The sequence below is a fragment of the Shinella sp. GW835-FHT14H05 genome (assembly GCF_058793575.1).
On sequence record NZ_JBXAFY010000005.1, the window covers coordinates 153,796 to 178,590 of the forward strand.

General features: G+C 66.2%; 21 protein-coding genes and 1 riboswitch. Of the genes, 11 read left to right on the top strand and 10 right to left on the bottom strand.

The genetic code is table 11. The features are described from left to right. Positions 1-14: 14 nt before the first annotated feature. Positions 15-455, bottom strand: a complete 441-nt coding sequence (locus AC1Q6Z_RS17490) for an Lrp/AsnC family transcriptional regulator (RefSeq protein WP_256119571.1) — start codon at positions 453-455, stop codon at positions 15-17. Positions 456-567: 112 nt separating this feature from the next. Here AC1Q6Z_RS17490 and AC1Q6Z_RS17495 point away from each other — a divergent pair, with 112 nt between their 5' ends. Beyond that, complete coding sequence (locus tag AC1Q6Z_RS17495; protein ID WP_256119570.1) at positions 568-1,668, top strand: saccharopine dehydrogenase family protein; 1,101 nt, start codon at positions 568-570, stop codon at positions 1,666-1,668. 141 nt (positions 1,669-1,809) lie between these two features. On the opposite strand, the gene AC1Q6Z_RS17500 is transcribed toward AC1Q6Z_RS17495, so the two are convergent. The 5 genes from AC1Q6Z_RS17500 to hglS form a co-directional block, all read right to left on the bottom strand. After that, positions 1,810-2,832, bottom strand: coding sequence for a MerR family transcriptional regulator (locus AC1Q6Z_RS17500; RefSeq protein ID WP_492648706.1), 1,023 nt, complete (start codon positions 2,830-2,832; stop codon positions 1,810-1,812). Between the two features lie 135 nt (positions 2,833-2,967). Next, positions 2,968-4,200, bottom strand: coding sequence for a pyridoxal phosphate-dependent aminotransferase (locus AC1Q6Z_RS17505; protein ID WP_492648707.1), 1,233 nt, complete (start codon positions 4,198-4,200; stop codon positions 2,968-2,970). Between the two features lie 6 nt (positions 4,201-4,206). Then, positions 4,207-5,730 (bottom strand): L-piperidine-6-carboxylate dehydrogenase, encoded by a 1,524-nt coding sequence (gene amaB, locus AC1Q6Z_RS17510; RefSeq protein ID WP_492648708.1) that lies wholly within the window; start codon positions 5,728-5,730, stop codon positions 4,207-4,209. 22 nt (positions 5,731-5,752) lie between these two features. Continuing rightward, positions 5,753-7,171 carry an FAD-binding oxidoreductase gene (locus tag AC1Q6Z_RS17515; protein ID WP_492648709.1) on the bottom strand — a complete coding sequence of 473 codons (1,419 nt, stop codon included), beginning with the start codon at positions 7,169-7,171 and terminating at the stop codon, positions 5,753-5,755. Between the two features lie 11 nt (positions 7,172-7,182). Further along, complete coding sequence (gene hglS, locus AC1Q6Z_RS17520) at positions 7,183-8,580, bottom strand: 2-oxoadipate dioxygenase/decarboxylase HglS (protein ID WP_492648710.1); 1,398 nt, start codon at positions 8,578-8,580, stop codon at positions 7,183-7,185. A gap of 168 nt (positions 8,581-8,748) precedes the next feature. On the opposite strand from hglS, the gene AC1Q6Z_RS17525 reads away from it, so the two are divergent. After that, positions 8,749-9,642, top strand: coding sequence for a LysR family transcriptional regulator (locus tag AC1Q6Z_RS17525; protein ID WP_435268372.1), 894 nt, complete (start codon positions 8,749-8,751; stop codon positions 9,640-9,642). A 114-nt stretch (positions 9,643-9,756) separates the two neighbouring features. Beyond that, positions 9,757-11,040, top strand: coding sequence for an NAD(P)/FAD-dependent oxidoreductase (locus AC1Q6Z_RS17530; protein WP_492648711.1), 1,284 nt, complete (start codon positions 9,757-9,759; stop codon positions 11,038-11,040). 52 nt (positions 11,041-11,092) lie between these two features. Here the strand turns inward: AC1Q6Z_RS17530 and AC1Q6Z_RS17535 are convergent, their stop codons facing one another. Continuing rightward, complete coding sequence (locus AC1Q6Z_RS17535; RefSeq protein WP_256119562.1) at positions 11,093-12,292, bottom strand: MFS transporter; 1,200 nt, start codon at positions 12,290-12,292, stop codon at positions 11,093-11,095. Positions 12,293-12,402: 110 nt separating this feature from the next. Between AC1Q6Z_RS17535 and AC1Q6Z_RS17540 the strand changes: the two genes are divergently transcribed. The 6 genes from AC1Q6Z_RS17540 to AC1Q6Z_RS17565 all read left to right on the top strand — a co-directional run bounded on the left by AC1Q6Z_RS17540 (position 12,403) and on the right by AC1Q6Z_RS17565 (position 17,588). After that, the gene (locus AC1Q6Z_RS17540) at positions 12,403-13,224 is read left to right on the top strand and encodes an AraC family transcriptional regulator (protein WP_256119561.1); all 822 of its coding nucleotides are present in this window, start codon (positions 12,403-12,405) and stop codon (positions 13,222-13,224) included. A 126-nt stretch (positions 13,225-13,350) separates the two neighbouring features. Further along, the gene (cobF, locus tag AC1Q6Z_RS17545) at positions 13,351-14,130 is read left to right on the top strand and encodes a precorrin-6A synthase (deacetylating) (protein WP_492648712.1); all 780 of its coding nucleotides are present in this window, start codon (positions 13,351-13,353) and stop codon (positions 14,128-14,130) included. Further along, positions 14,127-15,458, top strand: coding sequence for a precorrin-3B synthase (gene cobG, locus AC1Q6Z_RS17550; protein ID WP_492648713.1), 1,332 nt, complete (start codon positions 14,127-14,129; stop codon positions 15,456-15,458). Before cobF ends, cobG begins: the two co-directional genes overlap by 4 nt. Continuing rightward, positions 15,455-16,087, top strand: coding sequence for a precorrin-8X methylmutase (locus tag AC1Q6Z_RS17555; RefSeq protein WP_492648714.1), 633 nt, complete (start codon positions 15,455-15,457; stop codon positions 16,085-16,087). The genes cobG and AC1Q6Z_RS17555 overlap by 4 nt, the downstream gene beginning before the upstream one ends. Before the next feature lie 2 nt (positions 16,088-16,089). After that, positions 16,090-16,827 carry a precorrin-2 C(20)-methyltransferase gene (locus AC1Q6Z_RS17560; RefSeq protein WP_435268389.1) on the top strand — a complete coding sequence of 246 codons (738 nt, stop codon included), beginning with the start codon at positions 16,090-16,092 and terminating at the stop codon, positions 16,825-16,827. Beyond that, positions 16,824-17,588 carry a precorrin-3B C(17)-methyltransferase gene (locus AC1Q6Z_RS17565; protein ID WP_492648715.1) on the top strand — a complete coding sequence of 255 codons (765 nt, stop codon included), beginning with the start codon at positions 16,824-16,826 and terminating at the stop codon, positions 17,586-17,588. The genes AC1Q6Z_RS17560 and AC1Q6Z_RS17565 overlap by 4 nt, the downstream gene beginning before the upstream one ends. On the opposite strand, the gene AC1Q6Z_RS17570 is transcribed toward AC1Q6Z_RS17565, so the two are convergent. After that, the gene (locus AC1Q6Z_RS17570; protein WP_492648716.1) at positions 17,552-18,322 is read right to left on the bottom strand and encodes a cobalt-precorrin-6A reductase; all 771 of its coding nucleotides are present in this window, start codon (positions 18,320-18,322) and stop codon (positions 17,552-17,554) included. The two genes, AC1Q6Z_RS17565 and AC1Q6Z_RS17570, sit on opposite strands and share 37 nt — an antisense overlap. Between AC1Q6Z_RS17570 and cbiE the strand changes: the two genes are divergently transcribed. Both cbiE and cobM read left to right on the top strand, forming a co-directional pair. After that, positions 18,306-19,568 carry a precorrin-6y C5,15-methyltransferase (decarboxylating) subunit CbiE gene (gene cbiE / locus AC1Q6Z_RS17575; protein ID WP_492648717.1) on the top strand — a complete coding sequence of 421 codons (1,263 nt, stop codon included), beginning with the start codon at positions 18,306-18,308 and terminating at the stop codon, positions 19,566-19,568. The genes AC1Q6Z_RS17570 and cbiE overlap by 17 nt on opposite strands. A gap of 3 nt (positions 19,569-19,571) precedes the next feature. Next, complete coding sequence (gene cobM, locus AC1Q6Z_RS17580; RefSeq protein ID WP_492648718.1) at positions 19,572-20,333, top strand: precorrin-4 C(11)-methyltransferase; 762 nt, start codon at positions 19,572-19,574, stop codon at positions 20,331-20,333. Here cobM and metH read toward each other — a convergent pair whose 3' ends face one another. Continuing rightward, positions 20,334-24,125, bottom strand: coding sequence for a methionine synthase (gene metH, locus AC1Q6Z_RS17585; RefSeq protein ID WP_492648719.1), 3,792 nt, complete (start codon positions 24,123-24,125; stop codon positions 20,334-20,336). 87 nt (positions 24,126-24,212) lie between these two features. After that, positions 24,213-24,428 (bottom strand): hypothetical protein, encoded by a 216-nt coding sequence (locus tag AC1Q6Z_RS17590; protein WP_492648720.1) that lies wholly within the window; start codon positions 24,426-24,428, stop codon positions 24,213-24,215. Positions 24,429-24,509: 81 nt separating this feature from the next. After that, positions 24,510-24,726, bottom strand: a riboswitch (cobalamin riboswitch). Positions 24,727-24,795 lie beyond the last annotated feature (69 nt).

Genomic DNA, 24,795 nt, shown 5'->3' on the forward strand with positions numbered 1-24,795 from the left:
CAGCAGGTAATCACCTACCGCCTGATCCGCGTCGACAGAATGATCGACGACAGCGTGCGTTCCACGCCCTCGATTTCGCCGATGCGGTCGATCAGGTGGTCGAGTTCGGCGATGGATGTTGCCTCGACGATGGCGATCAGGTCGAAGCTGCCGCTGACGGAATGCAGCGTGCGCACGGCGGAGATGGCGTGCAGTTCGGTCGTGATGCGGGCCAGCGTCTTTGGCGCGATGGTGATCAGCACATGGGCTTTCACCATGCCGCTCTCGTAGGCGTCGGAGAGTTTGACGCCGTAGCCGGCGATCACGCCGTCGCGCTCCAGCCGGTCGATCTTTGCCTGAACGGTGGTGCGCGACAGCCCGAGCTTGCGGGCGATGGTCGCGGTCTGTTCGCGGGCGTTTTCGCTGAGGATGGCGAGAAGCTCGCGATCCTTGGCGGCTAGCGTCGTTATGCTCATATCCGTCGTCATTCTGCCGATATCGATGATGTATTATGCCAGGTATGGCGCTTTAAATCGACACCGCCCGCCGGCAAAATAAGCGCATCAATTCATGCCGGAGGGAAATCACATGAAGGACATCGTCGTCATCGGCGCAGGCAAGATCGGCTCGACCATCGCGCGCATGCTGGCTCACAGCGGGGATTACAGCGTCACCGTCGCAGACCGTTCGGACGAGCAGCTTGCCGCCGTCGAGCGCCACGCCGCCGTCTCGACCAAGGTCGTCGACATTGCCGACGCTGCCGCCATGAAGGACCTGCTGACCGGCAAGTTCGCCGTGCTTTCCGCCGCGCCGTACCACCTGACGGTCGCGATCGCTGAAGCGGCAGCCGCTGCCGGCGTGCACTATCTCGACCTTACGGAAGACGTCGAATCCACCCGCCAGGTCAAGCGTATCGCCGAAACCGCCAAGACCGCCTTCATCCCGCAGTGCGGCCTGGCACCGGGCTTCATCTCCATCGTCGCCAACGACCTCGCCAGCCGCTTCGATTCGCTCGAAAGCGTGCGCATGCGTGTCGGCGCCCTGCCGCAGTACCCCTCCAACGCTCTGAACTACAACCTCACCTGGAGCACGGACGGCGTCATCAACGAATATATCGAGCCCTGCGAAGCGATCGTCGAAAGCGCGCTGATCGAGGTTCCCGCGCTTGAAGAGCGCGAAGAGTTCTCGCTCGACGGCGTCACCTATGAAGCCTTCAACACGTCGGGCGGCCTCGGCACGCTCTGCGAATCGCTGAAGGGCAAGGTGCGCACGCTGAACTACAAGACGATCCGCTATCCCGGCCACGCCGCCATCATGAAGGCGCTCTTGAACGACCTCGGCCTGCGCCATCGCCGCGAAGTGCTCAAGGACATTTTCGAGAACGCCCTGCCGACCACCACGCAGGACGTCGTCATCGTCTTCGTAACCGTTTCGGGCCGCAAGGGCGGCCGCCTGATCCAGGAAACCTATGCCAACAAGGTCTACAGCGCGCCGATCGCCGGCGTCCTGCATTCCGCCATCCAGATCACGACGGCCGGCTCGATCTGCGCCGTGCTCGACATGCTCGCCGACGGCACGTTGCGCGCCGAGGGTTTTGTCCGCCAGGAAGAAATTGCGCTGGAAGCCTTCCTCGCCAACCGTTTCGGCCACTACTACGCCCAGGAAAACCACGGCGCCCGCGCTGCCTGAGCCGAAAAACCTCTTTCAGACGCCCCGGCATCGTCCGGGGCGTTTTGTCATCTGCGGCATACTCCGCGGGGAAGAGAGATGCCCGGCAAGGGCGCGAACCATAAAAATGGGGCCTCACAAGAGGCCCTTTTTCTTTTGCGGTCAGGCGACGTTCGGCCGCCAGGCGATGACGCCCTCGGTTCGCGACCGGACGGCGGGTGTCGCCAGGCAAGTGGCGACGGCCTCGTAGCCGCGCCCGCCCGCATGGGGCGCGACGAGGAAGGGCACGTCGTGGTTGGCCGGGCAGAACAGGATGCTTTCATCGGCCGTCATATCGTCGAGATCGAGCATGGAGGACGACCGGGTGAGCAGGAACAGCGGCGGTCCGTCGAAGCGCCGGTTGCGCAGATGGGATCGCACCGCCTCCTGCGTGGCCTGGTCCAGCCCCTGCTCGACCATGTCGATGACAAGCGTGGCAGTTTTGGCGGCCTCCAGGGTGACGAGCAGTGCCGTGAGGGCCGGTGAGGCGGTCGCGCCTTCTTCGGCGAGCCAGAGGAGGATCGGTTCGAGCCGGGCTTTCAGCGCCGGATCGGCCTCAAGCCGCGCCATCGCGGCCGCGCAGCCATCGTCCAGCCGATCGAGGCTGATGAAGGCGGCGTGCGGGATCGTTTCGGCCAGCGCATGCGCCAGCCGGGTCTTGCCGCTTCCGAGCGGGCCGGTGATGTAGGTGATCGGCTTGGGGTGCGGGAGTTCGAAGCGCTCGCCGCCCCAGGGCCAGGGAAGATCCAGCGCAATCGTCGCCTTCGGCAGCAAGCCGGCGATCGTCATGGCGGGCGCCGTTCCGGCGGCGAGGCTTGCCCGTGTCGCCTGCACGGACCTGACGGTTTCGGCGATCTGGTGAAGCTGGCGTTCCAAATGGGCCTGATGCGTTGCAAGCGCCAGGTCTAGGCTGTCGGCATCGCCGGTGAGCGCGCGCTTGACCTGGGCGAGGCTGAGGCCCAGCCTGCGCAGGGCGACGATTTCGTCGGCCCGGGCCATTTCCTGTGGGCCGTAAGCGCGCCAGCCGGCGGTGGTGCGCGGGGTCGCGAGCAGCCCGTGGCGCTCGTAGAGCCGCAGGGCCTTTGCCGATATGCCGAGCCGTCTTGCCGCCTCGGAGGGGTTCAGGTGGGGAGCGGAATTGCGCACGAATCACCTCGCTTGTCATGAACCGCCCTTCTATGGGGCCGGCCCCAGGGCACGGGTCAAGCGGGATGCTTCGGCGCAAGGAAAAACCCGCCGCAGACGGGCTGCTGGCGGGTTTTTGTTTGCATGGGTCGCGGTTTAGGCGAGCTTTGCGCAGGCGTCCGCGATGCGCTTCAGCGCTTCGGTCAGCTCCGCTTCCGACGTGGCGTAGGAGATGCGGAAGAAGGGCGAGAGGCCGAAGGCGGAGCCGGGCACGACGGCGACATGGGCGACTTCGAGCAGGTAATCCGTGAAGTCGCTGTCGGCCTCGATGCGCTTGCCCTTGGGGGTCGTCTTGCCGATCACGCCGGCGCAGCCGGAGAAGGTGTAGAAGGCACCCTCAGGCGTGCGGCAGGCGAGGCCGGGGATGGCGTTCAGCGCCGAGACGACGAGGTCGCGGCGGTGCTTGAAGCTGGCCTGACGGTCCTTGAGGAAGTCCTGGGGGCCGTTGAGCGCCTCGACCGAAGCCGCCTGGCTGACGGAGGAGGGGCAGGAGGTCGCCTGGCTCTGGATCACGGCCATGGCCTTGATCAGCGCTTTCGGGCCGCCGGCATAACCGATGCGCCAGCCGGTCATGGCATAGGCTTTCGAGACACCGTTGATCGTCAGCGTGCGGCTCTTCAGGCGCGGCTCGATGGCGACGGGGGTGACGAATTGGAAGCCGTCATAGACGATGTGCTCATACATGTCGTCGACCATCAGCCAGACATGCGGATGCCGGAGCAGCACGTCGAGCAGAGGGCGGTAGTCGGCCTCGCTGTAGGCGGCGCCCGAGGGGTTGGACGGCGAGTTGAGGAGGACCCAGCGGGTTTTGGGCGTGATCGCCTTTTCGAGCTGGTCGGCCTTGAGGCGGAAGCCCGCTTCGGCGTCGCAGGGGATCAGCACCGGGACGCCGCCGCAGATTTCCACGATGTCCGAATAGGAGGTCCAGTAGGGCGTCGGGATGATCACCTCGTCGCCCGGATTGATCGTCGCCATGAAGGCGTTGAACAGGATCTGCTTGGCGCCGGTCGCGACGGTCACTTCGTCGAGCGCGTAGTCGACGTTGTTTTCGCGTCGGAATTTTTCGGCGATCGCCTTTTTGAGGTCCGGCGTGCCGTCGAGGGCGGTGTATTTCGTCTCGCCGCGGTCGATGGCGGCCTTGGCGGCTTCCTTCACATTGTCCGGCGTGTCGAAATCGGGTTCGCCGGCGCCGAGGATGATGACCGGCAGGCCGTCCTTCTTCATCGCAGAGGCGCGGGCGCCGATCTGCAGGATCTTTGAGACGCCGATGGCGGCGATGCGCGAGGCGGGCTGGAAGCCCGCCTCCTCGATTTTGCTTGCAACGGTCATGGCCGATTACTCGATATCGAAGGAGACGCCCTGGGCGAGCGGCAGGGCCTTCGAATAGTTCACCGTGTTGGTGGCGCGGCGCATATAGGCCTTCCAGGCGTCGGAGCCGGATTCGCGGCCGCCGCCGGTTTCCTTCTCGCCGCCGAACGCGCCGCCGATTTCCGCGCCGGATGTGCCGATGTTGACATTGGCGATGCCGCAATCCGAGCCGTCGACCGAGAGGAAGCGCTCGGCTTCCTGGACGTTCAGCGTGAAGATCGACGAGGAAAGGCCGGCGGCGACCGCGTTATGGTCTTCCAGCGCCTTGTCGAAGTCGGAATATTTCATGACGTAGAGGATCGGCGCGAAGGTCTCTTCGAGAACCGGGCCGGCCTGCTTCGGCATTTCGACGATCGCGGGCTTCACGTAATAGGCCGTTTCCTTGCCGGCTTCGGTGACGCGTTCGCCGCCGGTAACAGTGCCGCCTTCGGCCTTGGCGGCTGCGAGAGCCTTCTGCATGCCGTCGAAGGCTTGGCGGTCGACGAGCGGGCCGACGAGGGCCGAGGTTTCCAGCGGGTTGCCGACGGAAACGCTGGTATAGGCCTTCTTCAGGCGGGGCACGAGCTGGTCGTAGACGCTGTCATGCACGAAGAGGCGGCGGAGCGTCGTGCAGCGCTGGCCGGCGGTGCCCATGGCGCCGAAGGCGATGGCGCGCAGCGCCATGTCGAGATCGGCCGAGGGGCAGACGATGCCGGCATTGTTGCCGCCGAGTTCGAGGATCGAGCGGGCGAAACGCTTTGCGAGACGCGGGCCGACTTCCTTGCCCATGCGGGTGGAGCCGGTGGCCGAGACGAGCGCGACCTTGGTGTGGTCGACGAGGACTTCGCCGATGGCGCGGTCGCCGATGAGGACCTGGGACAGGTTTGCCGGGGCTTCGCCGAAGCGGGCGAGCGCGCGCTCGAAGATCGCCTGCGACGCGAGAGCGGTGAGCGGGGTCTTTTCAGAGGGCTTCCAGACGGTGGAATTGCCGGCGACGAGCGCCAGCGCCGTGTTCCACGACCAGACGGCGACGGGGAAGTTGAAGGCCGAGATGATGCCGACGACGCCGAGCGGGTGCCAGGTTTCCATCATGCGGTGGCCGGGGCGCTCGGTGGCGATGGTCAGGCCGTAGAGCTGGCGGGACAGGCCGACGGCGAAATCGCAGATGTCGATCATTTCCTGCACTTCGCCGAGGCCTTCCGACGTGATCTTGCCGGCTTCGATGGAGACGAGGCGGCCGAGATCGGCCTTGGCGGCGCGCAGTTCCTCGCCAAGCAGGCGCACGAGCTCGCCGCGCTTGGGGGCGGGCACGAGGCGCCATTCCTTGAAAGCGTCATGGGCGGCTTCGATCGCTTTGGCGGCGTCGGCGGCCGAGACGGTCTTCAGCCTGGCGATCTCCTCGCCGGTGACCGGGCTGTAGGAGGCCATGTCGCCGCCTTCCCAGGCGCTGCGCGGCACGCCGAGCTTGTCGAGAAGGGCTGCGGTTTCCTGTTTCACGTCGACTTTCGTCATGGGTATTCTCCCTGGTGTCTTATTAAAAGGTCATGGCGCCGAGGAGGCCCGGCGAGGTGATGGTCTTCAGCCCGGCCGCCAGCTTGCGCAGGTCGTCCGGGGTGTATTTGTCGTAAAAGGCCTGGTTCTTGCGGCCGATGGCGTGTTCCGCGCTGAAGCTGCCGCCGAATTGTTCGACCGCGACGGTGAAGACCCAGTCGCGCAGGTCCATCTCGAAATCGGGATCGTCGAGCCGCGGATCGTCCTTGGCCACGACCAGGTTGAAGTGCACGCCGCCATCGCCGATATGGCCGAAATCGCAGATCGTCACGTCTTCGAAGTGATCCGGCATGTCCGCCTTCATATGGGCAAGGAAGGGCATTATGTCACCCCGGCGGAAGGACAGATCGAAGGCGATCAATCGCCCGCTATGTTTCACGCCTTCCGACAGCGCGTGGCGGAGCGCCCAGATCTCGTGCGGCGGGCCGACGAAGGCATCGGCGAGCGGGGCGTCCTCGCGCTCCCAGATCGCGGCCAGCACCTCTTCCAGCACGGCATCGAGCGGCTGCTCGCCCTCGCGCGGCTGATTGGAGCGGGAGATTTCGGCGAGGATGACGAAATCCGGCACGATGCCGCCCTGGAAGGGATTGCGCAGCGACGGCACATGGTCGAGGGCGGCGCGCACGGCGTTGCCCGACATGCCCTCGAAGGCGGAGAGGTAGCTGCCGAGCGCGTCTTCCGTGGCGACGAGCAGGGTCGCGACCTGTTCGTCCGAGGCGGGCACGAGCAGGGCGGTTGCGGACTGTTTCGGCGAAGGTTCGAGGTTCAGCACGCATTCGGTGATGACGCCGAAGGCGCCGGAGGTGCCGATGAAGAGCTGCTTCCAGTCGACGCCGGTATTGTTCTTGCGCAGGCCGGAGGAGAGGTCGAGCACGGTGCCAGCCTCGTCGGCGAGCACGACGGTCAGGCCCAGTGTGTTGCGGCGCACGTCGCCGTAGCGCAGGAACCGGGAGCCGCCGGTATTCGTGGCGATCATGCCGCCGAGGCGGGGGTCGGCGCCGAGGTCGATGGGGAAGAACAGGCCGCTTTCTTCCAGCTTGCCGTTGAGGTCGGAAAGGCGCAGGCCCGCGCCGGCCTTGACCGTGCGGTTCACCCGGTCGAGCGCGAACGGCGCGGTGAGGCGGTCGAGGCTCAGCACGCCCTGGCCGCCGCTCGCATCCGGCGTGGAGCCGGAGACGAGGCCGGTATTGCCGGATTGCGGGATGAGGGCGATGCCGTTTTTCACGCAATAGGAAACGGTGGCGGAAACTTCCTCCGTCGAGGCCGGGCGGGCGACGAAGGCGGCGCGGCCCTTGTCGTAGCGCGCGCCGGTCTCGTAGGCAGCCATGTCGCCGGGCGCGGTGAGAAGACCCTTCTCGCCGAGCAGGCTTTTCAGCGTTTCGATATGGCGTGCCTTGACCATCGGCTTGTCCCTTATTCCGCAGCGGCCGCCATGTTGACGATGCCGAGGCACATTTCAAGCGAGGCGCGCTGGATGCCGGCATAGTGGGCGAATTCGTCGAGCACCGTCGCGCCGAGATCCCGTTCGAACATTACCTGGTTGGGGCTTGCGACGAAATCCTGCGCCGCGTCGTCGCCGAGGTTGGACTGGAAGATGCCGGCGGCGCTGACCGGCAAAAAGTCCTCGTAGACGATCGGATCGAAACGGATGAGGCCGGCTTCGATGGCGGTTTCGAGATCGGCCTTGCGACCGGAGACGCTTTTGCCCTTTTCGGTCAGCGAGTAGCTGAAATAGCCGAGCCCGGCCTTGCGGATGCCGTCCCAATCGTCCGGGAAGGCCTTGAAGACGTCGGCAAGCGCGGCCTCGTATTCGGTGGCGTTGGAGCCATCGGCGGCCGGGCGCACGCGGGCGCGGGTGTCGTTCAAAAGCTTGTCGTAGAGGGCGCGGCCCTTTGGCGTCAGCGCCACGCCGCGCTGCTCGATCTCGCCGAAGCGGGCGGTGTGCGAGCCCTTCTGCCAGTTGCCATCGGCGCCGATGAAGGAGACGGCCTCTTCCAGCGCCTTGAACGAGGTCTGGCGCAGCAGGATCGGGCATGTGCGGGTGGGCGGGCCTTCGACGATGGCCTTGGGCGCGATTCCCTCTTCCGGCATGCGGGCCTGCACCTTGTCGATGTCGAGCGTGCGCGGCGTCAGGTGGTTGATGTGCGGGCCTTTGAAGGAGACGACATCGGCAATCAGACGGTGCGCATCGTGCAGGCGCTTGTACATGTCGGCGCTGACGATGGCGTGGTCGTGCCAGCGGAAGGTTTCGAGCACCTCGGTCACAAGGCGGGCGGCATCGGCGGCGTCGAGGCCGCCCTCACGCTCCGCTTTCTCGACGAGGGCGACGGCTTCGTCGGTGAAGATTTTTCGCGCTGCAAGCACCTCGGCGGCCTCATTGCGCAGGATTTCGTCGGCGATCAGATCGAGACGGAGCAGCGAGGTGAAGACGCGGAACGGGTTGCGGCTCAGGCTTTCCGCGCCGACCGGGCGGAAGGCGGTGGAGTGGACGGGAACGCCGGCGGTCGACAAGTCGTAGTAGCCGACCGGAAACATGCCCATGACGGCGAAGACGCGGCGCATCATGGAGAGCTCTTCGCGCGTGCCGAGGCGGATGGCGCCGTGCCGCTCTTCGGAGATGCGGTCGAGAGAATCGGTCGCTTCCAGGCGATCCTTCAGATGGGGATCGGCGGCGAGCGTTTCCGCGTTCACCTTGGCGACGAGGGACATCAGCGTGCCATAGGCCGGAACCTCGTCCCGGTACATGGCGGACATGGCGGCGGAGAAATCCGAGCGGATCTTATCAGCGGAAACGTGCGAATTTGCTTTCATGGGAAGCGGTCTCATCTGTTTAACGCAATTCCGGACGGAAAACCGTTTCACACTTTTCCTGGAATTGCTTTACAAGGGGGGAGGCCCTGTTCATTCTCAAAACGGATCATACCGGATCGTTTCCTTGAGCGATTGCGACCGTTCTGACTATGTTGATGCGAGGAAAGAATGAAGCTCAGTCGAAGGCTGATCCCGGACGTCACCACGCTGCAGGCGTTCGAATGCGCCGCGCGTCATGGCAGCTTCACGCAGGCTGCCCACGAGCTGAACCTGACCCAGAGCGCCGTCAGCCGGCAGATCAAGGACCTGGAGGAACAGCTCGGCGTGCTGCTGTTCGAGCGCGTGCGCCAGCGCGTCGTGCTGTCGGAGGACGGACGGCGTTTCCTGCCGGAGGTGCGCAAGCTCTTGCACCAGACGGAAGAGACCATGCTGCGCGCCATGGCATCCGCCTCCTCCGAGCACAGCCTCTCCATCGCGACGCTGCCGACCTTCGGCAGCCGCTGGCTGACGCCGCGCATTCCAGCCTTCCTCGCCCAGCATCCGGGCACGATCGTCAACATCGCCTCGCGCTCCGCCCCCTTCGATTTCGACGAGGAGAATTTCGACCTGGCAATCCATTACGGCCAGCCGGTCTGGGCGCGCGCGGCCTGTTCCTATCTGTGCAGCGAGGTCATCCTGCCGGCGGCAAGCCCGGAGCTGCTGGAATCCTGGAACCTGTCCGAGCCGAAGGACCTGGAGACCGCGCCGCTGCTGCATCTCGCGACACGGCCGAAATTGTGGGCGCAATGGTTCGAGCTGAATGGCGGCGCGTCGGACACGGCTTATCGCGGCCACCGTTTCGACCAGTTCGCCATGGTCATCGAATCGGCGGTCGCAGGCCTCGGCTTCGCGCTGCTGCCGCGCTATCTCATCGAGCAGGAACTGGCGAGCGGCCGGCTCGCGGTGGTCTTCGACCGGCCGATGGAAACGCAGAACAGCTACTACCTCGTTCTGCCGGAGGGGAAACTGGAAAACCCGCTTAGCCAGGCTTTTCGCGCGTGGATTGCCAAGGAAGTTCCCTGAGCAGGGGTGTCATGCGGATGGGGCATGACCCCGTTCGCAATTTTTGCTTTAGTCCCGGTGCCGCATCGCCGATGGTGCGGCCAGAAAATTCTCCTCCGGAAAAGACAGACGCCCATGCTCAACGACCCGCGCTCCCATGGCCTTTGGGAGATGACCGCTCCGCCCGCACCCGAAACCGTCGCCTTTTCCGGAAAGGCGGAGGCGGATGTGGTGATCGTCGGCGGCGGTTACACCGGCTTTTCGACGGCGCTGCACCTGGCGGAGCGCGGCACGCGGGTCGTGCTGCTCGAAGGGGCGGAGATCGGTTATGGCGGCTCGGGGCGCAATGTCGGCCTCGTCAATGCCGGCATGTGGGTGATGCCGGACGAGCTGCCGGGGGTGCTGGGCGAGCTGCATGGCGGCCGGCTGCTGGAGCTTCTCGGCAATGCGCCGCGCGCGGTGTTCGACCTCGTCGAGAAACACGGCATCGACTGCGAGATCAACCCGGTCGGCACGCTGCATTGCGCCGTCGGCCAGTCCGGCCTCGACGAACTGAAGCAGCGCGCCGAGCAATGGGCGCGGCGCGGCGCGCCGGTGCGGCTGCTCGATGCGGCCGAGACGGCGGTGAAGGTCGGCACGGACGCATATGCCGGCTCGCTGCTCGACCTGCGCGCCGGCACGATCCAGCCGCTCGCCTATGCCCGCGGCCTGGCGCGGGCGGCGATTGCGGCCGGGGCGCGGGTTTTCACCGCAAGCCCGGTGACGGGCGCGGAGCGGACGGGAAAGCGCTGGACGGTGAACACCGCGCGCGGTTCTGTCACTGCGGACTGGGTGGTCGTCGCCACCAACGCCTATACGGTGGCACCCTGGAACGAGGTGCGCGCCGAGCTGCTGCACCTGCCCTATTTCAACTTCGCCACCGTGCCGCTTTCGGCCGAGATGCAGGCGAAGATCCTGCCGGAGAAGCAGGGGGCGTGGGATACGAAGGAGATCCTCTCCTCCTTCCGCTTCGACAAGCGCGGCCGGCTGGTGTTTGGCAGCGTCGGCGCGCTGCGCGGCACCGGCACGGGCATCCACAAGGCCTGGGCGCGGCGCGCGCTGAAAAAGCTGTTTCCGGAGATCGGCGACATTGCCTTCGAGGCGGAATGGTACGGCAAGATCGGCATGACCGCGGACAACCTGCCGCGCTTCCACCGCCTCGCCGAGAATGTCATCGGCTTTTCCGGCTATAACGGCCGCGGCATCGCGCCGGGCACGGTCTTCGGCCGCACGCTGGCGCAGCTCGTTTCCGGCGAGATCGCGGAAAAGGACCTGCCCTTGCCGGTGAGCGAACCGGAGGCGCAGTCCTTCCGGTCGGTGCGCGAGGGGTATTACGAGCTCGGCGCGCAGATCGCGCACTTTGCCGGGGCGCGGATTTAAGGTTCTCCTGAAATGAAAAACGCCCGGTGGAAGCCGGGCGTTTTTTTGTGTCTCAATGCTTGCCGGGCAGGCGCGGCAGCAGGATCGTCAGGATGCCGAGCAGCGGCATGTACGAGCAGATCTTGTAGATGAAGTTGATGCCGTGTGTATCGGCGAAGCCGCCGAGGACCGCGGCACCGAGGCCGCCGGCGCCGAAGGCGAAACCGAAGAAGATGCCGGCGATCATGCCGACGCGGCCCGGCACCAGCTCCTGCGCGAAGACGACGATGGCGGAAAAGGCCGAGGAGAAGATCAGGCCGATCAGCACGGTCAGCACGCCCGTCCAGAACAGGTTGGCATAGGGCAGCAGCAGCGCGAAGGGGATGACGCCGAGGATCGAGAACCAGATGACGAAGCGCGTGCCGAACCGGTCGCCGATCGGGCCGCCCATGAAGACGCCGACGGCGGACGCGCCGAGGAAGAGGAACAGCATGAGCTGCGCATCGCGCACGCCGAGGCCGAAATTCTCGATCGTGTAGAAGGTGAAGTAGCTGGAAAGGCTGGAGAGGTAGACGTTTTTCGTGGTCGTCAGCAGAACGAGCACGGCGAAGGCCCACATGACACGGCCGCGCGCCAGCGGCAGTTCGCGGCTGACGGCCGGGCGGCCGGCGGCAAGCCGGCGTTCGCCGGCATACCAGTTGCCGACCCAGGTGAGCAGGACCATGCCGACCAAAGCCACGGCCGAGAACCAGGCGACGCTCGTCTGCCCGAAGGGCAGCACGATGAAGGCGGCGAGCAGCGGGCCGATCGCCGTGCCGGCATTGCCGCCGACCTGGAACATCGACTGCGCGAGGCCGTGGCGGCCGCCCGAGGCAAGGCGCGCGACGCGCGAGGATTCCGGATGGAAGATCGCCGAGCCGAGGCCGATCAGGCAGGCGCCGAAGACCAGCATGGGGAAGGAATGCGCATAGGCGAGCAGGATGAGGCCGACGAAGGTGCTTCCCATGCCGACCGGCAGCGAGAAGGGCATCGGCCAGCGATCCGTGACGATGCCGACGGCCGGCTGCAAGAGCGATGCCGTGACCTGGAAGGCCATGGTGAGCAGGCCGATCTGCACGAAGTCGAGCGCGTAGTTTTCCTTCAAGAGCGGATAGAGCGACGTTAGTAGCGACTGCATGATGTCGTTCAGCATGTGGCAGACGCTGACGGCGACGATGATGGAATAGGTGGTGCTGGCAGCGGCCCGGGGCGCTGCGGGAACGACAGTGGACATAATGGCCTCGAATGATCCGCCCGGTATGGCGACTTTTGCCGCTCTCATACAAGGATTGCCTGCGGCCTGCTTTTGTGCTGAGGTCCATTTCTTACGCGAGTGGGCCAAAGATGGAAAAACTCACCCAGGAGCGCCTGCGGGCGCTCGATGACGATCACATCCGCACGCATTCGCAGATGGAACAGTCCAACGAGGACGTTCTCATCCGCAGTTCGGAGATTCCGGGCGGTTATGTCGTGCCGCCGCACCGCCACCGGCGCACGCAGTTTCTCTGCGTCTTTGCCGGCGTCGTGCTGGTCGGCACGGAGCGCGGGCGCTGGATGATCCCGCCCGGCCATGCGCTGCTCATCCCGCGCGGGCTCGAACATTCCGTCGAGATGTACAGCGATGTCAGCATGCGGTCGGTTTATATCTATTCGCCGGAAGGGCTGGCGGCCTCGCTGGAGCCGGCCGTGCTGGAGGTAACGGATCTTGCCCGCCAGCTTATCACCGAGGCGGTGCGGCAGGGGCCGGTTCCCGAAGAGCGCGGGCGGGCGGAACTGGTGATGGCGCTGCTGCTCGACGAGATCGGCCGCCTGCCGGAACGCCGGCTCGGCCTGCCCTTTCCGGCAAGCGGGCGGCTGGCCGAGCTTTGCCGCGATTTCGTCGAGCAGCCGTCGCCGACGGCGAAGATCGACGACTGGGCAAGACACCTCAACATGAGCCGGCGCACCTTCACGCGGTTCTTTCGCGAGGAGATGGGCGTGAGCTTCGTCACCTGGCGGCAACAAGCGTGTCTGTTCGCTTGCCTGCCGCGGCTGGCCGCCGGCGAGCCGGTGACGCGCGTGGCGCTCGACACGGGCTACGAGAGCGTGCCGGCCTTCACCACCATGTTCAAGCGCATGCTGGGCGCGTCGCCGCGCGCCTACCTCACGAGCCGCGCAGCGGCTTAGGTCTCAAAAAGACCGGCAAAGGACGCGTTTCGGGGACTGTTTTCCGCCGGCTTTTGGGATTAGGAAGGGGTGCGGGACCCAAATCGGGCCGCAAACCGGGAGCGGATGCCGCACGGGAGACGGAATTTGAGAAAACTACTGGTCATCGGGATCGGCGCGGGCAATCCCGAGCACATGACCGTTCAGGCGATCAATGCGCTGAACCGGGCGGATGTGCTCCTCATACCGACCAAAGGCGACGAGAAGGCCTTTCTCGCCGACGCGCGCCGCGAGATCTGCGACCGATTCCTGACCAACCCCGCCTGCCGCATCCATGACTATGCCGTGCCGGTGCGCCGCGCCGACGGTTCCTATGAGGACGGCGTGCACGACTGGCACCGCGCCATCGCCGCCGTCTACGAGCGCACGCTTCTGAATGCGGTCGGCGAGGACGAGACGCTCGGCCTGCTCGTCTGGGGCGATCCGATGCTTTACGACAGCACGCTGCGCATCGTCGAGCATGTCCGCACCGCCGGGCGTGTCGCTTTCGAGACGGAGGTCATTCCCGGCATCACCAGCGTGCAGGCGCTCTGCGCCAGCCACGGCATCGCGCTGAACCGCATCGGTCTTCCCGTGCAGATCACCACCGGCCGCAGGCTTTCCGAAGGCTGGCCGGAGGGGACGCGCGACGCGCTCGTCATGCTGGATGGCATGCAGGCCTTTCGCACGGTGGAGGATGCGGAGGCGGACATCTGGTGGGGCGCCTATCTCGGCACGCCGCACGAAATCCTGCTCTCCGGCAAGCTCGCCGAGATATCGCAAACCATCAGCGACACCCGTCGCGATGCGCGTGAAAAACACGGCTGGATCATGGACACCTACCTGATCCGCCGCCCGGCGACCGAGAGCGAGGAGGGCGCGGCATGACGGCGACCCTTGCCCTTGAACGCACCGCCCTCCGCCGTGGTGCCTGTCCATCCATTGCGACGCCGATGCAGACGGGTGACGGCCTGCTGGTGCGCCTGCGGCCTGTCGCGACAGCGCTTTCCGCGAAGGACCTGCATGCGCTTGCCGATCTCGCGCGCGAACATGGCAACGGGCTGATCGAGATCACCGCGCGCGGCAATTTCCAGCTTCGGGGCCTGAGCGCGGATACGGTGCCGCGCCTTGCAACAGGCCTCGCCGCCGCCGGTATCGTGCCGCAAACGGGTGTCGCGATCGAGGTGCCGCCGCTTGCGGGCGTTGACCCTTCCGAAATCGCCGATGCGACGCCGGTTGCCGAAACGCTTCGTCACGCCATAACGGGCGCCGGGCTCCGGCTTGCGCCAAAACTCGCCATCGTCGTCGATGGTGGCGGGCTTATCTCCCTTGCCGACATGGTTGCCGATATCCGGCTCGATGCTGTTGCGCAGGCGGAGGGGTTTGCCTGGCGGCTCTCGGTGGGCGGAGACCGGACGACCGCGAAGGCCGTGGCCCTGCTCTCTCCGGAAGCGGTCATCGCCGGCACCATGACGGTCGTCGAAGCCCTTGCCGCCATCGGACCGGCCGCGCGCGGCCGCGACCTCGATCGCGCGGCGCTGGGTGCCGGTCAGGTACCACTCGCTCTTCCCGCCGCATCGTCGCGGCATCCGCTTGGCCTTCACGACATCGGAGGCGAAATCGTGCTCGGCCTTGCGCCCGCCTATGGCCAGATGCATGCCGACCATCTGGCTGCCCTTCTGGACGGGCTTTCCGCCTGCGGTGCCGTGGAATTCCGCCTTGCGCCGCATCGCACGCTTCTGGTCCGCGGCCTCTGCGAGGCGACGCTTGCCGCTGCGCGGGCGCATGCGGATCGCGAAGGTTTCTGGAGCTCGGCCGATGCGCCGGGCCGCGCGATCTCGATCTGCGCCGGGGCCGCCGGCTGCGCTTCCGGCACGTTCGATACCCATGCGGCGGCCGATGCCCTGGTGGCGCATGCGGACGCCCTGCTGGATGGCTCCGTCGACGTGCACATTTCCGGTTGCCCGAAGGGCTGCGCCCATCCGGCCAGCGCCGCCGTCACGCTTTGCGGCACGGCGGCCGGCATCGGCCTCGTCGCGCCCGGACGGGCTGGCGACGCCCCTGAGGCAACGGTTTCCCCCGAAACGCTGGAGCCCGCGATCCAGCGTATAGGCACCCTCTTGCGCGTGCGCCGTGCGGAAAACGAGACGGCCAAGAGCCTGCTCGACCGCACCGCGCCCGCGACCCTCGCTTCCGCATATCAAGGCCTCACATGACCGAGTACGACTACATCAAGGATGGCAACGCCATCTATGAAAAATCCTTCGCCATCATCCGCGCGGAGGCCGATCTGTCGCGCTTCTCCGAGGCGGAGGCCGATGTCGCCGTGCGCATGATCCATGCCGCCGGCCTGGTCGAGGCGGCGCCGCATTTCGTCTTCTCGCCGGATTTCGTCGCCTCCGCACGCGCAGCCCTTCAGGCCGGCGCGCCGATCTTCTGCGATGCCGAAATGGTCGCGCGCGGCGTGACGGCGGCGCGTTTGCCGGCGAACAATGACGTCATCTGCACGCTGCGCGATCCGCGCACGCCGGAACTTGCCGCGGAAAGCGGCAACACACGTTCGGCGGCCGCCATCCGGCTCTGGCTCGATCGCATGGCGGGCTCCGTGGTGGCGATCGGCAATGCGCCGACGGCACTGTTCTACCTGCTCGAACTGCTGCGCGACGGCGCGCCGAAACCGGCGGCGATCCTCGGCATGCCGGTCGGCTTCGTGGGGGCGGCGGAATCCAAGGATGCGCTGGCGGAAAATTCCTATAGCGTGCCCTATGCCATCGTGCGCGGCCGCCTCGGCGGCAGTGCCATGACGGCGGCCGCGCTCAATTCGCTGGCGAGGCCGGGACTATGAACATGGTGGCGACGGTGACGGGACGACTTTTTGGCGTGGGCACGGGGCCGGGCGATCCGGAACTGCTGACATTGAAGGCGGTGCGGGCGATCGGCGAGGCGGATGTGCTCGCCTATTTCGCCAAGGCCGGCCGCACGGGCAACGGGCGGGCGATCGTCGAGGGCCTGTTGAAGCCCGGCATGGTGGAGCTGCCGCTCTACTATCCGGTGACGACGGAAATCCACAAGGACCACGACGACTACAAGAGCCAGATCACGGCCTTCTACGATGCCTCCGCGGCAGCGGTCGCCGAACATCTCGCAGCCGGGCGAACGGTGGCGATTCTTTCCGAAGGCGACCCGATGTTCTACGGCTCCTACATGCACCTGCATGTGCGGCTGGCCGACAGATTCCCGACGGAGGTCATCCCCGGCATCACGGCGATGTCCGGCTGCTGGTCGCTGTCGGGCCTGCCGATCGTGCAGGGCGACGACGTGCTCTCCGTGCTGCCGGGCACGATGGGCGAGGAGGAGCTTTCGCGCCGGCTCGTCGATACCGAGGCTGCCGTCATCATGAAGGTCGGCCGCAACCTGCCGAAAATCCGCCGCGCGCTGTCCAATGCCGGCCGGCTCGGCGAGGCGGTCTATGTCGAGCGCGGCACCACGCCGGTCGGCAAATCCATGCGGCTTTCGGAAAAGCTCGATGACGTGGCGCCCTATTTCTCGCTGGTGCTCGTGCCGGGCTGGAGCGGGCGCGAATGAGCGGAAAACTCTTCGTCATCGGCACCGGCCCGGGCAATCCGGACCAGATGACGCCGGAAGCCCTGCGCGCCGTCGAGGCTTCGACGGAATTCTTCGGCTATTTCCCCTATATCGACCGGCTGAATCTGAGGCCGGACCAGATCAAGGTGGCTTCCGACAATCGCGAGGAGCTGAATCGGGCGCAGGCAGCACTTGAGCGGGCGGCGGCGGGGGTGAATGTCTGCGTCGTTTCGGGCGGCGATCCCGGCGTTTTTGCCATGGCGGCGGCGGTCTGCGAGGCGATTGATGCCGGGCCGGTGGACTGGAAGTCGGTCGATCTCGTCGTCGTGCCGGGTGTCACCGCCATGCTGGCGGTGGCAGCCCGCATCGGCGCGCCGCTCGGCCATGATTTTTGCGCGATCTCGCTATCGGACAACCTGAAACCCTGGGAGATCATCGAGAGGCGGTTGCGGATGGTGTCGGAAGCCGGGCTCGTCATCGCGCTCTACAATCCGATCAGCAAGGCGCGGCCCTGGCAGCTCGGCCGTGCCTTTGAAATCCTGCGCGAGGTTCTGCCCGCCGAGACCCCGGTGATCTTCGGCCGTGCCGCCGGGCGACTGGATGAGCGCATACTGGTCATGCCGATCGGCGAGGCGGAGGCGGAGCGCGCCGACATGGCGACCTGCGTGGTCATCGGCTCACCGGAAACGCGGGTCATTGCGCGCCCTGGCCTGGCGGATCTCGTCTATACGCCGCGGTTCCTGAAGGATGCCAGCAGATGATCGGCAAGCCGCAGCGCGTCCTCGACCGTCTCGGCGCGGTGGTCTTTGCCGTCTTCGGCTCGATCGACGAGCACGACGGGCAGGCCGAGAATGCGCGCGGCGACGATCTTGCCATGGGTGGCGTCGCCGCCGGAATTCTTGCTGACGATCACGTCGATGCGGTGTTCGCGCAGAAGGGCGACCTCCGCCTCCACGGCGAAGGGGCCGCGGGCGAGCAGATATTCGACATGCGGCGCGTCCAGCGGCGGATCGACCGGATCGACGCTACGCACGAGATAGTGGTGCTGCGGCGCGGTATCGAAGGTTTTGGCCTCCTGCCGGCCGATCGCCAGCAGCACGCGGTGGGGTTCGTCGCCCAAGGCCGCCACGGCCGCATCGGTCGAGGGGACGCGCGTCCAGCGGTCGCCTTCGGTCTCGTCCCAGCCGAGGCGTTCCAGCCGCAGCAGCGGCACGCCGGTCGTGTGGCTCGCCGCGTGGGCATTGGCGGAAATCTGCCGGGCGAAGGGATGCGTGGCGTCGATCAGGAGATCGATGGCTTCGTTATCGAGATAGGCGGAAAGGCCCTCCACGCCGCCGAAACCGCCGGTGCGCACGGGCACGGGTTGCGGGGCAGGATCGAGCGTGCGGCCGGCGAGCGACAGCGTGACGGCAAGGTCGGGCCTTTCGGCAAGCCGGCTTGCAAGATCGCGGGCCTCGGTCGTGCCGCCCAAAATGAGGATGCGTTGCTTGTCCACGCCTGATCAATCCCTTTCGGCCGCCCCGTGGCTTTCCATCGTCGGGATCGGCGAGGATGGTCTAGCGGGTCTCGGTGACGAGGCCAAGACTGCGATCGGTGCGGCCGAGATCGTTTTCGGCGGCGCGCGGCATCTGGAGCTTGCCGATGCGGCGATCCGCGGGGCGCGGCAGGTGTGGTTGAGCCCGTTCGAGCGCTCCGTCGAGGCGGTGCTCGCGGCGCGGGGCCGACCCATCGTCGTGCTCGCGTCCGGTGATCCGTTCTTTTATGGCGTTGGCGTCACGTTGTCCCGGCGCATTGCGCGGGCGGAGATGTGCGTCTTTCCCGCGCCCTCGGCTTTCAGCCTTGCGGCGTCGCGCTTGGGCTGGGCGTTGCAGGATACGGTCTGCGTCTCGCTGCACGGGCGGCCGGTCGATCTTATCCGCCCGCACCTGCATCCCGGTAGCCGGATTCTGGCGCTGACCTCCGACAGCGACGGGCCGGCGGCACTGGCGGTCCTGCTGGCGGAAAGCGGCTTTGGCGGCTCGGCGATGACCGTTCTCGAAGCGCTCGGCGGCGCGCGGGAGCGGGTGAGCAGCCATCGGGCGGACCGGTTTTCCCTCGTGGATGCGGACATGCTGAATGTCTGTGCGGTGGAGGTCGCGGCCGGGGCTGACGCGCGGGTGCTGGCCTTTACGCCGGGGCTCCACGACGGGCTTTTCGAGCATGACGGCCAGATCACCAAGCATGAGGTGCGGGCGCTGACGCTTTCCGCCCTTGCGCCGAAGCGCGGCGAACTGCTGTGGGATGTCGGTGCCGGGTCGGGCTCGATCGGCATCGAGTGGATGCTGGCCGATCCGTCGCTGCGCGCCATTGCGATCGAGGGCCATGCCGAGCGTGCCGCCCGCATCCGGCGGAATGCGCAGAATTTTGGTGTGCCGGGCCTGTCGGTGGTCGAGGGTGTGGCGCCGGGCGCGCTTGCCGGGCTGGCGGCGCCGGATGCCATCTTCATCGGCGGCGGCGGTAGCGAGGCGGGGGTGATGGAGGCGGCGCTTAGCGGCCTGAAACCCGGCGGCCGGTTTGTCGCCAATGCGGTGACGACGGAGATGGAGGCGGTGCTTCTTGCGCATCATGCGCGGCTCGGCGGCTCGTTGATCCGTGTCGATATCGCGCGGGCATTGCCCGTTGGAAACATGACGGGCTGGCGGCCGGCCATGCCGGTCATGCAATGGCGCTGGGTGAAGCCGGCTAAACATATTGAGGATTGAGCCATGACTGTCCATTTCATCGGCGCCGGACCGGGTGCCGCCGATCTCATCACCGTGCGCGGGCGTGACCTCATCGGCAAATGCCCGGTCTGCCTCTATGCCGGCTCCATCGTCTCGCCGGAGCTTTTGCAATATTGCCCGCCCGGTGCGCGCATCGTCGATACGGCGCCGCTCTCGCTCGACGAGATCGAGGCGGAATTTTTGCGTGCGGCGGAAGCGGAGGAGGATGTGGCACGGCTGCATTCCGGCGACTTGTCCGTCTGGAGCGCCGTTGCCGAGCAGATCCGCCGGCTGGAAAAACATGGGCTGACCTACACGATGACGCCGGGCGTGCCCTCCTTTGCCGCGGCCGCTGCGGCACTTGGCCGGGAGCTTACCATTCCCGCGGTCGCGCAGAGCCTGGTGCTCACCCGAGTGTCGGGCCGCGCTTCCCCCATGCCGAACCGCGAGACGCTGGAAAATTTCGGCGCGACGGGGGCGACGCTTGCCATTCATCTGGCGATCCACGCGCTGGACAAGGTCGTCGAGGACCTGACGCCGCTCTATGGCGCCGATTGCCCGGTGGCGATCGTCGTCAAGGCCTCGTGGCCCGATGAGCGCGTGGTGCGCGGCACGCTGTCCGACATCGCGGCAAAGGTCGCCGAGGAGCCGATCGAGCGCACGGCGCTGATCTTCGTCGGCCGGACGCTGGCCGCGGAGGATTTTCGCGAGAGCTCGCTCTACGATCCCGCCTACCAGCGCCGTTTCCGTGGCCGCGGCGAGTGATTATTCGGCGGCGGCCATCGACGGCGCGGGCACGTAGTTGAGCACCGGGCCGAGCCAGCGCTCGACCTCCATCACGGACATGCCCTTGCGGCGCGCATAGTCCTCCACCTGGTCGCGCTCCACCTTGGCGACGCCGAAATAGTAGCTCTCGGGCGAGGCGATGTAGAGGCCGGAGACGGAGGAGCCGGGCCACATGGCGAAGCTTTCCGTCAGCGTCACGCCGATTTTCTTCTCTGCATCGAGCAGGTGGAAGAGCGCCGTCTTCTCCGTGTGGTCGGGCTGGGCGGGGTAGCCGGGAGCGGGGCGGATGCCGGCATAGGGTTCGCCGATCAGGTCCGTCGGGGCGAAGGTTTCGTCCGGCGCGTAGCCCCAGAGTTCCTTGCGCACGACCTCGTGCATGCGCTCGGCGAAGGCTTCGGCGAAACGGTCGGCGAGCGCCTTGACGAGGATCGAGTTGTAGTCGTCGTTCGCGCGCTCGAAACGTTCCGCGATGGCGATCTCGCCGATGCCGGCGGTCACGACGAAGCCGCCGAGATAATCCTGCTTGCCGCTGTCCACCGGGGCGACGAAGTCTGAAAGGGCGACGTTCGGACGGCCGTCGCGCTTGGAGAGCTGCTGGCGCAGCGTGAAGAAGGTGGCGAGCTCCCTGTTGCGCGCCTCGTCGGTGAAGAGGCGGATGTCGTCGCCCACGCTGTTTGCCGGCCAGAAGCCGATGACGGCTTTTGGCGTGAACCATTTTTCGGCGATGATCTTTTGGAGCATGGCCTGGGCGTCGGCAAAGAGCTGGCGGGCGGCAGGACCCTGCTTCTCGTCGTCGAGGATTTTCGGATAGACGCCCTTCAGCTCCCAGGTCTGGAAGAAGGGGGTCCAGTCGATATAGCGGGCGAGGTCGGCGAGGTCCCAATCCTGCCAGACACGCGTGCCGAGGAAGGATGGCGTCTTCGGCTGGTACGCGGACCAGTCGGCCTTGAAGGCGTTGTCGCGGGCCTTGGCGATCGGCAGGCGCTGCTTTTCCGCTTCGCTGCGGGCATGGGCGTCGGCGACCTTGCGGTATTCCGCCTTCAGCGTCTCGACGTAGCCGGGCTTCATGTCGGCCGACAGCAGGCTGCCGACCACGCCGACGGCGCGGCTGGCATCGGTGACATAGACGGTCTGGCCGCGGTCGTAGCGCGGGTGGATCTTGACGGCCGTGTGCACGCGGCTGGTCGTGGCGCCGCCGATGAGGAGCGGGATGTCGAAGCCTTCGCGCTCCATTTCGGTCGCGACATGCACCATTTCGTCGAGCGAAGGGGTGATGAGGCCGGACAGGCCGATGATATCGACTTTTTCGGCCTTCGCCGTTTCGAGGATCTTCGTTGCCGGCACCATGACGCCGAGGTCGATGATCTCGTAATTGTTGCAGGCGAGCACGACGCCGACGATGTTCTTGCCGATATCGTGCACGTCGCCTTTCACGGTCGCCATCAGGATCTTGCCCGCACTCTGGCGTTCACCGCTGCCGCCGTTGGCGAGCTTCTCGGCTTCCATGTAGGGCAGCAGCACCGCGACGGCCTGCTTCATCACGCGGGCGGACTTCACCACCTGCGGCAGAAACATCTTGCCCGCGCCAAAAAGGTCGCCGACGACGTTCATGCCGGCCATCAGCGGACCTTCGATGACGTGAAGCGGGCGTTCTGCGTTCTGGCGGGCCTCTTCCGTGTCGGCCTCGACGAATTCGGTGATGCCGTTGACGAGCGCGTGCTCCAGCCGCTTTTCGACGCCCCAGTCGCGCCAGGCGAGGTCACGCTCCTTGGCTTCCTTGCCGGCAGCACCCTTGAAGCGCTCGGCGATTTCCAGCAGGCGTTCGGTGGCGGTGCCGCCGCTTTTGGGCTGACGGTTCAGCACCACGTCCTCGCAGGCCTCGCGCAGGTCCGGTTCGATCGTGTCGTAGACGGCGAGCTGGCCGGCGTTGACGATGCCCATGTCCATGCCCGCCTGGATGGCATGGTAGAGGAAGACGGCGTGCATGGCTTCGCGCACCGGCTCGTTGCCGCGGAAGGAGAAGGAGAGGTTGGAGACGCCGCCGGAAATGTGGACATGCGGCAGGGTGGAGGTGATTTCGCCGGTCGCCTCGATGAAGTCGACGCCGTAATTGTCGTGTTCCTCGATGCCGGTCGCCACCGCAAAAATGTTCGGGTCGAAGACGATGTCTTCCGGCGCGAGGCCGGCGACTTCGGTGAGCAGCTTGTAGGCGCGGGTGCAGATATCCACCTTGCGCGCCTTGGTGTCGGCCTGGCCGGTCTCGTCGAAGGCCATGACGACGACGGCGGCGCCATAGGCGCGCACGAGCTTGGCATGGTGCAGGAAAGCCTCTTCGCCTTCCTTCAGCGAGATCGAGTTGACCAGCGGCTTGCCCTGCACGCATTTCAGGCCGGCCTCGATCACCTCCCATTTCGACGAGTCGATCATCAGGGGAACGCGGGCGATATCCGGTTCGGCGGCGATGAGGTTGACATATTCCGTCATGGCCCGGGCGGAATCGATCAGGCCCTCGTCCATGTTGATGTCGATGATCTGCGCGCCGTTCGCCACCTGGTCGCGCGCGACGTCGAGGGCGGCCGCATAGTCGCCGGCGGTGATCAGCTTGCGGAATTTCGCCGAGCCCGTGACGTTGGTGCGCTCGCCCACGTTCACGAAGGGAATGGCGTCGGTCAGCGTGAAGGGTTCGAGGCCGGAGAGGCGCATGTGGCGCGGGATGTCGGGGATTTCGCGCGGGCTGTGGCGCGCGGCGGCGGCTGCGATGGCGCGGATATGATCCGGTGTCGAGCCGCAGCAGCCGCCGACGATATTGACGAGCCCATCGCGCATAAACCCTTCGATCTGGGCGGCCATCTCGTCCGGCGTCTCGTCATACTGGCCGAAGGCGTTGGGCAGGCCGGCATTGGGATACGCGCAGACGAAGGTTTGCGCGACGGAGGAGATTTCGGCGAGGTGGGCGCGCATGGCATTGGCGCCGAGCGCGCAGTTGAGGCCGATGGAGAAGGGGTCGGCGTGGCGCACCGAGTTCCAGAAAGCCTCCGGCGTCTGGCCGGAGAGCGTGCGGCCGGAAAGGTCGGTGATCGTGCCGGAGATCATCACCGGCAGGTGGATGTCCTTTTCCTCGAAGACTTCGCGGGTGGCGAAGATCGCGGCCTTGGCGTTCAGCGTGTCAAAGATCGTCTCGATCAGGATGATATCGGCGCTGCCGTCGATGAGGCCGCGGACCTGCTCGGCATAGGCGGTGCGCAGGTCGTCGAAGGTGACGGCGCGGTAGCCGGGATTGTTGACGTCCGGCGAAATGGAGGCGGTGCGGTTCGTCGGGCCGAGGGCGCCGGCGACGAAGCGGCGGCGGCCGTCCTTTTCCTGCGCGCGCAGACCGGCGCGCCGCGCAAGGCGCGCGCCGTCGCGGTTCAGTTCATAGACCATGTCCTCCATGCCGTAATCGGCCTGGGCGATGGTGGTGGAGGAGAAGGTGTTGGTTTCGAGGATGTCGGCGCCGGCAAGCGCGTAGCGGTAGTGGATGTCCTCGATCGCGCCGGGCTGGGTCAGCGTCAGGAGGTCGTTGTTGCCCTGCTGGTGGCAGGCGCAGTCGCCGAAGCGGTCGCCTCGGAAATCGTCTTCCACCAGCTTCAGGGTCTGGATTTCCGTGCCCATGGCGCCGTCGAGCACCAGGATGCGCTCGCGGGCGGCGGCCTGCAGGGCGGCGAGAACCTCGCTGCCGTCGCGGCGTGGCAGTTCTGGGCCGAACAGGGTGTCCAGGTGCGAATTGGCCATGGCAAAGCCCTCCGGTGTCATCATCATACTACACCGGAGATCACATAAAGATATCTTTATGTCAATATGTCTTTATGCGTTAAGCCGTCAGTGCACCGCACCTCCCGCGCCGGCAAGCGAAGCGAACAGCGCCCTCAGGCGCACGATATCGGGATCGATGCCTTCGTAGCGCGCGAGCTTGCGCACTTCCTTCAGGGCTTCGACGGCAAGATCGGCGCCGCGCGGCTGCCAGAGCAGCCAGGAGATGAAGATGGATTCCGGCTTTCCGGTGCCGGAGAGGCCGTGGTCGGTATTGGCAAGCATTGTTTCCCCAATCGGTGAATTGGGGGATGACCGGACGCACGCATGCGGGAGCAGGCGCACCCTTGGGACACCCCGCCCATGGACGTTACAGCTGTCAGGGCAGGTCTCCTGGCTTGCGGGTCGTCGCCCCTGTCTCGCCTTCCCGGTGTAAAAACCAGTGGCATCCTTCGACAGAAACTCGCCGTTCACAGTTGCGGGGGCAGCGCCGGTCTTGGTGCTCGATCTGGAGCATCGCACCGGCTTCCCTCTTAGCCTCCGAGCCGTTTCGACTCGGAAGACCCTGACGGCGCCAAGCTGGCGTGGCGGCGCCGCCAAGTCAATGGCGGGATCGGCGTTGGCAAGAGCTGCGGAACTTTTCCCCATGTCA

Coding starts and splice junctions, on each gene's coding strand:
- cobM (WP_492648718.1), top strand. CDS start 19,572: ATGACTGTCCATTTCATCGGCGCCGGACCGGGTGCCGCCGATCTCATC.
- AC1Q6Z_RS17505 (WP_492648707.1), bottom strand. CDS start 4,200: ATGACCGTTGCAAGCAAAATCGAGGAGGCGGGCTTCCAGCCCGCCTCG.
- AC1Q6Z_RS17530 (WP_492648711.1), top strand. CDS start 9,757: ATGCTCAACGACCCGCGCTCCCATGGCCTTTGGGAGATGACCGCTCCG.
- AC1Q6Z_RS17590 (WP_492648720.1), bottom strand. CDS start 24,428: ATGCTTGCCAATACCGACCACGGCCTCTCCGGCACCGGAAAGCCGGAA.
- AC1Q6Z_RS17540 (WP_256119561.1), top strand. CDS start 12,403: ATGGAAAAACTCACCCAGGAGCGCCTGCGGGCGCTCGATGACGATCAC.
- hglS (WP_492648710.1), bottom strand. CDS start 8,580: ATGAAAGCAAATTCGCACGTTTCCGCTGATAAGATCCGCTCGGATTTC.
- AC1Q6Z_RS17525 (WP_435268372.1), top strand. CDS start 8,749: ATGAAGCTCAGTCGAAGGCTGATCCCGGACGTCACCACGCTGCAGGCG.
- cbiE (WP_492648717.1), top strand. CDS start 18,306: ATGCGTTGCTTGTCCACGCCTGATCAATCCCTTTCGGCCGCCCCGTGG.
- AC1Q6Z_RS17555 (WP_492648714.1), top strand. CDS start 15,455: ATGACCGAGTACGACTACATCAAGGATGGCAACGCCATCTATGAAAAA.
- AC1Q6Z_RS17495 (WP_256119570.1), top strand. CDS start 568: ATGAAGGACATCGTCGTCATCGGCGCAGGCAAGATCGGCTCGACCATC.
- amaB (WP_492648708.1), bottom strand. CDS start 5,730: ATGACGAAAGTCGACGTGAAACAGGAAACCGCAGCCCTTCTCGACAAG.
- AC1Q6Z_RS17535 (WP_256119562.1), bottom strand. CDS start 12,292: ATGTCCACTGTCGTTCCCGCAGCGCCCCGGGCCGCTGCCAGCACCACC.
- AC1Q6Z_RS17515 (WP_492648709.1), bottom strand. CDS start 7,171: ATGGTCAAGGCACGCCATATCGAAACGCTGAAAAGCCTGCTCGGCGAG.
- AC1Q6Z_RS17490 (WP_256119571.1), bottom strand. CDS start 455: ATGAGCATAACGACGCTAGCCGCCAAGGATCGCGAGCTTCTCGCCATC.
- metH (WP_492648719.1), bottom strand. CDS start 24,125: ATGGCCAATTCGCACCTGGACACCCTGTTCGGCCCAGAACTGCCACGC.
- AC1Q6Z_RS17565 (WP_492648715.1), top strand. CDS start 16,824: ATGAGCGGAAAACTCTTCGTCATCGGCACCGGCCCGGGCAATCCGGAC.
- AC1Q6Z_RS17560 (WP_435268389.1), top strand. CDS start 16,090: ATGGTGGCGACGGTGACGGGACGACTTTTTGGCGTGGGCACGGGGCCG.
- cobG (WP_492648713.1), top strand. CDS start 14,127: ATGACGGCGACCCTTGCCCTTGAACGCACCGCCCTCCGCCGTGGTGCC.